We start from the raw sequence: 7,272 nt of genomic DNA, 5'->3' as shown, positions 1-7,272 counted from the left end.
CCGGCGCGGCCGGCTGTCCGGCCCCCGCCCGCGTCCCGCCGACAAGGGCCGGTGCCGCGGGGAGCCGGGGGAGCGCGCCCGGCGCCGCCGCCTGGGCGCCGCGGCGGGCCGCCGCCCGCGCCGAGGCGGATTAAGCGGCCCTTAAACGCCGGTTAAGGGGCCCCCTCGACGCTTCCGATATCCGTGACTCCGCACGCGATCAACCCATTTGACGCACCCGTCGGCCGTTGGCCGCTCCCTGTCGGCTGCGTAGCATCGGGCCCGATCTGAGAGCGCTCTCACGCGCCGCACCACGCAAGCCCTCGGGAGGCCTCCCACATGACCGCTCGTCACCAGCGTCCGCTCGGCCGCCGCAAGCTGCTCCTCGCCCTCGGCGGAGCGGCGGTGGCCGCCCCCGCCATCGCCGCCATCGCCCCGCACGCCCTCGCCGACAACAGCTCGAACGCGGCTCAGGCCGGGAGCGGGGCGGCGGGCGCGCTGCCGCTGACGGTCGTCAACGAGACCGGCTCCTTCGGCGACGGCGACGTCCACCTCTACGTCGTGGGCAACGTGGACGGCAAGCAGGTGCGGCTCACCCCGGACGGGACCCTGGCGCCGGTCGCCCTGTCCGACAACGGCGCCGACGGTTACACCGACTACGGCATCACCCTGTCCGGCGGCGGCGAGACGCGGCTCTCCCTGCCGTACATGTCCGGCCGGATCTACGTGGCGCTCGGCGAGAAGCTGAAGTTCAAGGCGGTCACGGACGGCGCGGGGAACGCCGCGCTCCAGTACCCGGCCGGCTGGGTGTCGTCCGACCCCAACTACGGGGTGCTGCACGACTGCGCGGAGTTCACGTACAACGCCTCCGGCATGTTCTGCAACACCACGATGGTCGACATGTTCAGCGTGCCGATGGCCATCCGGCTGACCGGCGCGAAGGACCAGACGACGGGCACCGTGAAGGCCGGCGGCCGGGCGGCGGCGTTCGCGGCGGTCCGGCAGGTGGAGGAGTTCGCGCCGCTGGTCATCGACGACACCCGGATCATCGCCCCCGGGCACGGGCTGGACGCCGGGCTGTTCGCGAAGGACTACTTCGCCCCGTACATCGACGAGGTGTGGAGCACCTACACCGGCAAGGACCTCACCGTCACCACCGACGCGGGGACCTTCACCGGCCGGGTGCGCGGGGAGCGGTTCACCTTCAGCGGGCCCGCCGAGGTCTCCTTCGCCAAGCCGTCCACCCGGGACGTGCTGTTCTGCGACGGCGCGCTGGCCGCGCCGAACGACGGCACCACCGGTCCGGTCGCGGCGGTCCTCGGCGCCGGCTTCAACCGCTCCACGCTGCTGTCGTCGCCCGCCCAGCCGGCCACCGACCCCGCCGCGTTCTACGGCACCGCGCTCACCAACCACTACGCCAAGGCGATGCACGCGGCCACCGAGGACGGCAAGGCGTACGGCTTCGCCTTCGACGACGTCGCCGACTTCGCCTCCTACATCCAGGACACCGCGCCCACCGGTATCCGGCTGACGCTCACGGCCTTCTAGGGCGCCCCGGCCCCTCGGGGACGTTACGGTGATATCGGGATATTCGGGACCGGGACACCGGGACCGAACCAGCGATCCGGACCCCGAGGAGCGTACCGATCATGTCGACACCACAGCCCGACGCTTCCCGGCCGTCCGGGGCGGGCGCGGACGAGGACCGCGTCACCCCGGACGGTCTGCTCCACGCCCGTACCGGCACCGACGTGTCCCCCGAGGACGTGGTCCTCGCGGCCGGCCGGGACCTGACCGAAGGCAATCTGGAATGGGCCCGCCGCAAGCTGGCCTCCGAGGGCCCGGCGGCCCTGGACAAGCTGCTGCCCTGACAGCCGGCCGCTAGGGAAGGTCCGTGTCGTCCTCGACGACGTGTACGGCGGCCTCCTCCGCACCGGCCGCGCCGCCGTCGATGCCGACGTCCTCGGCGACGGTCTCCCTGGTGGTGTCGGTGCGGACGCCCTCGTCGGGGGCGACCAGGCGCCCGGAGCGGGCCGTGCCCGCCTCCGGGTCGACCGGCTCGCCCTCGCCCTCGGGGCTGTCCCCGATGCCGTCACCGGCGGGCGGGGAGACGTCGGGCACCTCCTGGGCGAGCCGTTGGTCCAGGGTCTCGCCGTCGCGCTGCTCGGCGGCGGTGGTACCCACCTTGTCGACACCGAGGGGCTTCTCCGGCGGGGAGTAGCCCTCGTCGAGGGCGTCGTCGTAGGTGCGCTCGTCGAGGGCGTCCTGCATGTCCAGCGGCGCGGCGTCCTCCTGCTCCTCGTTGCTTCCGGTGGGCTGGTAGACATCGTCGGCCATCGGGTCCGTGCCCATCGCTGCCTCCCTCTCGCTCGCGCTGCGTCGCCTGGGGCGTCTCGGTCTGCTTTCGCGTTTCCCGTCACGCGATCTTTAACCTCGGCGGATGCCGAGGGGGCGAGGCGCCGGCGGGCGGCCGTCAGAAGGCGGCGGGCGGTCCGACCGGACGGCGGGCGCGCTGCTTTGCCGTCTCGCGGCTCAGCTCCCGCGTCCCGGCCTCGGAGAGCCGCTCGTACCCGGCCGCGGGGCGACGAGGACGCGCAGGTCGCCGATCCGGTGCGGGGTCCAGGAGCGGGCGTAGCCGGGCACCGCGGCGCCGGGGGCGGTGACCGCGGCGGCCGGGACGCGCCGGGCGGTGCGCTCGATCTCGGCGGGGGTGGTGTTCTCGTTGTGACCGGCGGTGTTCCCGGAGGAGCAGCCGGTGTAGTAGCCGAGGGGGATGGCCTCGTGCCCGGTGAGCAGGCAGGGCGGGCGCACGCCGAGGCGGTGCAGCGCGTCTGCCGCGCGGGCCCAGTCCTGGCGGGCGCGGGTGGTGCGGTCGACGGTGCGGTCCAGTACGGCGTACTGGACCGCCAGGTGTCCGGCCAGCGCGAGCGCCACCAGGGGCGCCGCGACCGGGCGCCACCGGCCGCCGGGGGTGCGCGCCAGGTGCCGCAGGGCGTCGGCGACCGGGACGGCGAGCAGGGCGTAGGCGGGCTGGAGGAAGCGGGGCGCCGCGTACCCGATCATGAGCAGGTAGGGCAGGGCGGCGGCCTGGGCGCAGGCGAGCGGCAGCAGGGTGCGGGCGGTGCGTCCGGCCTGTACGGCGATCACCAGGGCCAGGGCGGCGAGCAGGGGCAGGGCGAACCACCACAGGGTCACCGCGGGGTGCGGGAACGGTCCGGTGCACGGGCGGCACAGGGCGCGTCCGCCCAGGCTGCGGAGCTGGTCGTCGACGGCGATCTGCCAGCCGAGGCCGCCCTGGATGCGGGACGCCTCGCGCAGCCGCTCCCCGAGGCCGCCGTACCAGGCGTACGCCTCGACCACCCATTCCGCTCCCCCGGCCGCGAGACCGCCCGCCAGGGCGACCAGCAGCCGGACGTGGCGGCGCCACAGGGCGACGGCCAGGAGCGGGACGGCGGTGCAGACGGCGTCGGCCGGGCGCATCCAGGCCATCAGCGCGGCGCCGGCCGCCACGCCCCACAGCGCGGCCCGCGCCGAGCGGTCGGCGCGGGCCCGCAGGAAGGAACCGGCGCAGATCAGGGCGCCGACGGCGACCCAGTAGTTGGGCATGGCCTGGGGGCCGTAGAAGAGGGTCACCCACAGGGTGGCGAAGAGGGCGCCGGCCGCGGCGAGGACTCCGGCCGGGAACAGGCCGCGCCAGGCGCGCAGGGCGAGGAAGAGGCCGAGGCCGGAGAGGAGGGCGAGGTGGACGCGGAGCAGTTCCGTGGAGGAGGACCAGGAGGCGACCGGGGCGGCCAGCAGGGAGGGGCCGCGGGAGCGGGGGGCGCTGAAGAACGCGGCGGGGGTGTGGCCGGTGACCTGGCTGACGTAGACGGTCTCGTCCCAGCCCAGGCCCAGGCCGGGGCGGACGAGGAGGAGCTGGGCGAGGGTGAAGACGCAGGCGACGGCGGCGAACAGGCGGGTGGCGGGGAGGCGTCCGGGGGCGCCGGACCCGGTCGCCTCCCCGTCTCGCCGCCCACCGGTCAGGACGGCGTGCGCGCTGTCGGCCATGTGCACCCCTCAGCCGCACGTACGGAGAACCCCGGGCGAACCCCGGGTGGACGCGTTCACGTTAACCCGGGGCGCGCGGGCCCGCAGACGGGGATACGGCCGGTCGGCGGAGTTCCTCAGCGGGCGTTCGGCCGGCGGTGCGGCGGCTGTTCGGGCTCGGGGCGCGGGATGAGCGCGGGGACGGCGCGGACGACGGGGCCGTCCCCGTTCACGGTGAACTCGGTGCCGTGGTGGCCGACCCGCATGGGCGGCCCGGACAGCAGGGTGTACGTCGCCCGCCCGCCGTCGATCTCGACACGCAGGCACCGGCCCCGGAACTGGAGCCGGAAGGCCAGCCGGCTGAACTTCTCGGGCAGCCGCGGGGAGAAGCGGAGCACGTCGCCGTCGCGGCGGGTGCCGCCGAACCCGGCGACCAGTGTCATCCAGGTACCGGCGAGGGAGGCGATGTGCAGTCCGTCGCGGGTGTTGTGCTCCAGGTCGGCCAGGTCCATCAGGGCCGCCTCCGCCGCGTAGTCGTAGGCGAGGCGCAGGTGGCCCGTCTGGGCGGCGACGACGGCCTGGCAGCAGGCGGAGAGGGAGGAGTCGCGGACGGTGAGCGGCTCGTAGTAGGCGAAGTTGCGGGCGATCTGCTCCTCGTCGCAGTGCGCGTCGAACCAGCGGCCGCAGGTGTACATCGCCAGCACCAGGTCGGCCTGTTTGACGACCTGCTTGCGGTAGAGGTCGAAGTAGGGGAAGTGCAGCATCAGGGGGTACTGGTCGGCGCCGGTGCGGGCGAAGTCCCAGCGCTGGTGGTGGGTGAAGCCCGCGTGCTGCTCGTGGACGCCGAGTTCGGCGTTGTACGGGACGTGCACGGACTCGGCGGCCTCCCGCCAGGTGGCGCTCTCCTCGTCGTCCACGCCGTGCCGGGCCGCCTCGTCCGGGTACCGCTCGCAGACCTCGGCGGCGGCCAGCAGGTTGGAGCGGGCCATGAGGTTCGTGTACAGGTTGTCGTCGGCGACCGCGCTGTACTCGTCCGGTCCGGTGACGCCGTCGATGTGGAAGACGCCGTGGTGGTCGTGGTGGCCCAGCGAGCGCCACAGGCGGGCCGTCTCCACCAGCAGTTCCAGGCCGGTGTCGCGTTCGAAGTCCGTGTCGCCGGTGGCCGCCACGTACCGGACGGCGGCGTGCGCGATGTCGGCGCCCACGTGGAAGGCGGCGGTGCCGGCCGGCCAGTACGCGGAGCCCTCGGAGCCGTCGATGGTCCGCCAGGGGAAGGCGGCGCCGCGCAGGCCGAGCTGGGCGGCGCGGTCGCGGGCGGCGGGCAGGGTGTCCTGGCGCCAGCGCAGCGCCTCGGCGACGGCCCTGGGCTCGGTGTAGGTGAGGACCGGGAGCACGAACATCTCGGTGTCCCAGAAGGCGTGGCCGTCGTAGCCGGAGCCGGTCAGGCCTTTGGCGGGGATGGCGCGCCGCTCGGCGCGGGCGCCCGCCTGCAGGACGTGGAAGAGGCCGAAGCGCACGGCCTGCTGGATCTCCTCGTCACCGTGCACCTCGACGTCGGCGCGGGCCCAGAAGTCGTCGAGGTAGGACTTCTGCTCCGCCACCAGGCCGTCCCAGCCGCCGCGCGCGGCGGCGGCCAGCGCGGCCTCGACCTGGTCGCTCATCGCGGGCCGGGAGCGGGCGCCCGACCAGCCGTGGGCGACGGTCTTGCGCACCCGCAGCCGCTCCCCCGGCTCCAGTACGGAGGTGACGGTCAGCCGGGCCACGTCGTCGCTGGACTCGCTGCCGGTCGTGGTGGATCCGGGGCCGTCCACCTGGTGGTCGGCGGCCACCGCGACCCGCAGGCCGCTGCGCCGGGTGCGGTGGACCAGGCGCAGCCGGGGGCCGAGGGCGTGGTGCTCCTCCGGTTCCAGCGGGGACGTGAGGGCCTTGCTGGCGCGCGGGTCGCCGTTGAAGCCGGGCAGGCTCTCGTTGGCGACCAGCTCCGACTGGATGACCACCCGGATGCGGCCGTCGACGGCCTCGACCTCGTAGTCGACGGCGGCGATGGCCCGCTGGGTCAGGGAGACCAGCCGGGTGGAGCGCACCCGTACGGTGGAGCCGGCCGGGGAGGTCCACTCGCAGACCCGCTCCAGAAGGCCCCGGCGCAGGTCGAGGGTGCGTTCGTGGGTGACCAGGCGTCCGTAGCGCAGGTCGAAGGGCTCGTCGTCGACGAGCAGGCGCAGCAGCTTGCCGTTGGTGACGTCGATGACGGTCTGGCCGGACTCGGGGTAGCCGTAGCCGGCCTCGGCGTAGGGCAGCGGGTGGAGTTCGTGGACGCCGTTGAGGTAGGTGCCGGGCAGGCCGTGCGGTTCGCCCTCGTCGAGGTTGCCGCGCCAGCCGACGTGGCCGTTGGACAGCGCGAAGACGGACTCGCTCTGGGCGAGGAGGTCGAGGTTCAGCTCGGTCTCGCGCACCGACCAGGGGTCGACGGCGTAGGCGCGGTCGGTGATCACTCGCCGCTCCCGAGGGCGGCGAGGTCCTCGACCACACGGTCGGCGCCGTGCGCGTAGAGGGCGTCCCTCTGGCCGACGCGGTCGACGCCGACGACGTAGCCGAAGTGTCCGGAGCGGCCGGCGTCCATGCCGGCCAGGGCGTCCTCGAAGACCGCGGCGCGGGAGGGGTCGACGCCGAGGTCGCGGGCGGCGGCGAGGAAGGTGTCGGGACGCGGTTTGCCCGGCAGCCGGCGTGCCCGGGCCACGACGCCGTCGATCCGGACGTCGAAGAGGTGCTCGGCGCCGATGGAGCGCAGCACGTCCACGGTGTTGGCGCTGGACGACACGATGGCGGTGCGCAGGCCGGCGGCGCGCACCGCCTCGATGTAGCGCAGGGTGCCGTCGTAGGCCTGCACGCCGTCGATGCGGATCTTCTTCAGGAGCAGCTCGTTCTTGCGGTTGCCGAGGCCGTTGACCGTCTGCCGGTCCGGTGGGTCGTCGGGGTCGCCCTCGGGCAGCTCGATGGAGCGGGAGGCGAGGAAGGTGCGCACGCCGTCGGCGCGGGGGCGGCCGTCGACGTACTCGCCGTAGTCGGAGTCGGTGAAGGGCCGGAAGTCCGCGCCGTCGCGTTCGCGCAGGAACGAGTCGAACGTCTCCTTCCAGGCTGCGGCGTGCACCACCGCCGTCTTGGTCACGACCCCGTCGAGGTCGAAGAGGCATGCCTGGACGGTTTCGGGAAGGCCGAGCTGCGTGGTCATACCCGTGACAGTTCCCCGCCCGGGCGTCCCCCATCGAG

The 7,272-nt window shown here is 74.3% G+C and carries 6 protein-coding genes; 2 read left to right on the top strand and 4 right to left on the bottom strand.

Features of this window, described 5'->3' with window-relative positions:
* Window positions 1-318 precede the first annotated feature (318 nt).
* The gene (locus tag ACY1JF_RS12345; RefSeq protein ID WP_462705092.1) at window positions 319-1,527 is read left to right on the top strand and encodes a beta-1,3-glucanase family protein; all 1,209 of its coding nucleotides are present in this window, start codon (window positions 319-321) and stop codon (window positions 1,525-1,527) included.
* Window positions 1,528-1,628: 101 nt separating this feature from the next.
* Complete coding sequence (locus ACY1JF_RS12340) at window positions 1,629-1,850, top strand: hypothetical protein (RefSeq protein WP_462705091.1); 222 nt, start codon at window positions 1,629-1,631, stop codon at window positions 1,848-1,850.
* Between the two features lie 10 nt (window positions 1,851-1,860).
* Here the strand turns inward: ACY1JF_RS12340 and ACY1JF_RS12335 are convergent, their stop codons facing one another.
* From ACY1JF_RS12335 to ACY1JF_RS12320, 4 genes are all read right to left on the bottom strand, one after another.
* On the bottom strand, window positions 1,861-2,331 hold the full coding sequence (locus ACY1JF_RS12335; protein ID WP_462705090.1) for a DUF5709 domain-containing protein: 471 nt from the start codon (window positions 2,329-2,331) through the stop codon (window positions 1,861-1,863).
* 180 nt (window positions 2,332-2,511) lie between these two features.
* Window positions 2,512-4,026 (bottom strand): hypothetical protein, encoded by a 1,515-nt coding sequence (locus ACY1JF_RS12330; RefSeq protein ID WP_462705089.1) that lies wholly within the window; start codon window positions 4,024-4,026, stop codon window positions 2,512-2,514.
* A 116-nt stretch (window positions 4,027-4,142) separates the two neighbouring features.
* Window positions 4,143-6,497: a glycoside hydrolase family 65 protein gene (locus tag ACY1JF_RS12325; RefSeq protein WP_462705088.1), complete on the bottom strand. Its 2,355-nt coding sequence runs from the start codon at window positions 6,495-6,497 to the stop codon at window positions 4,143-4,145.
* Window positions 6,494-7,234, bottom strand: coding sequence for a beta-phosphoglucomutase family hydrolase (locus ACY1JF_RS12320; protein ID WP_462705087.1), 741 nt, complete (start codon window positions 7,232-7,234; stop codon window positions 6,494-6,496). The genes ACY1JF_RS12325 and ACY1JF_RS12320 overlap by 4 nt, the downstream gene beginning before the upstream one ends.
* Window positions 7,235-7,272: the final 38 nt, after the last annotated feature.

It is taken from the genome of Streptomyces sp. SYSU D01066-1 (assembly GCF_054956795.1).
This window is presented reverse-complemented; position numbering and strand designations above follow the sequence as displayed.

What these genes read in the sequence shown, in the direction of transcription:
- ACY1JF_RS12345 (WP_462705092.1), top strand. Translation starts at nt 319, where the DNA reads ATGACCGCTCGTCACCAGCGTCCGCTCGGCCGCCGCAAGCTGCTCCTC.
- ACY1JF_RS12340 (WP_462705091.1), top strand. Translation starts at nt 1,629, where the DNA reads ATGTCGACACCACAGCCCGACGCTTCCCGGCCGTCCGGGGCGGGCGCG.
- ACY1JF_RS12335 (WP_462705090.1), bottom strand. Translation starts at nt 2,331, where the DNA reads ATGGGCACGGACCCGATGGCCGACGATGTCTACCAGCCCACCGGAAGC.
- ACY1JF_RS12330 (WP_462705089.1), bottom strand. Translation starts at nt 4,026, where the DNA reads ATGGCCGACAGCGCGCACGCCGTCCTGACCGGTGGGCGGCGAGACGGG.
- ACY1JF_RS12320 (WP_462705087.1), bottom strand. Translation starts at nt 7,234, where the DNA reads ATGACCACGCAGCTCGGCCTTCCCGAAACCGTCCAGGCATGCCTCTTC.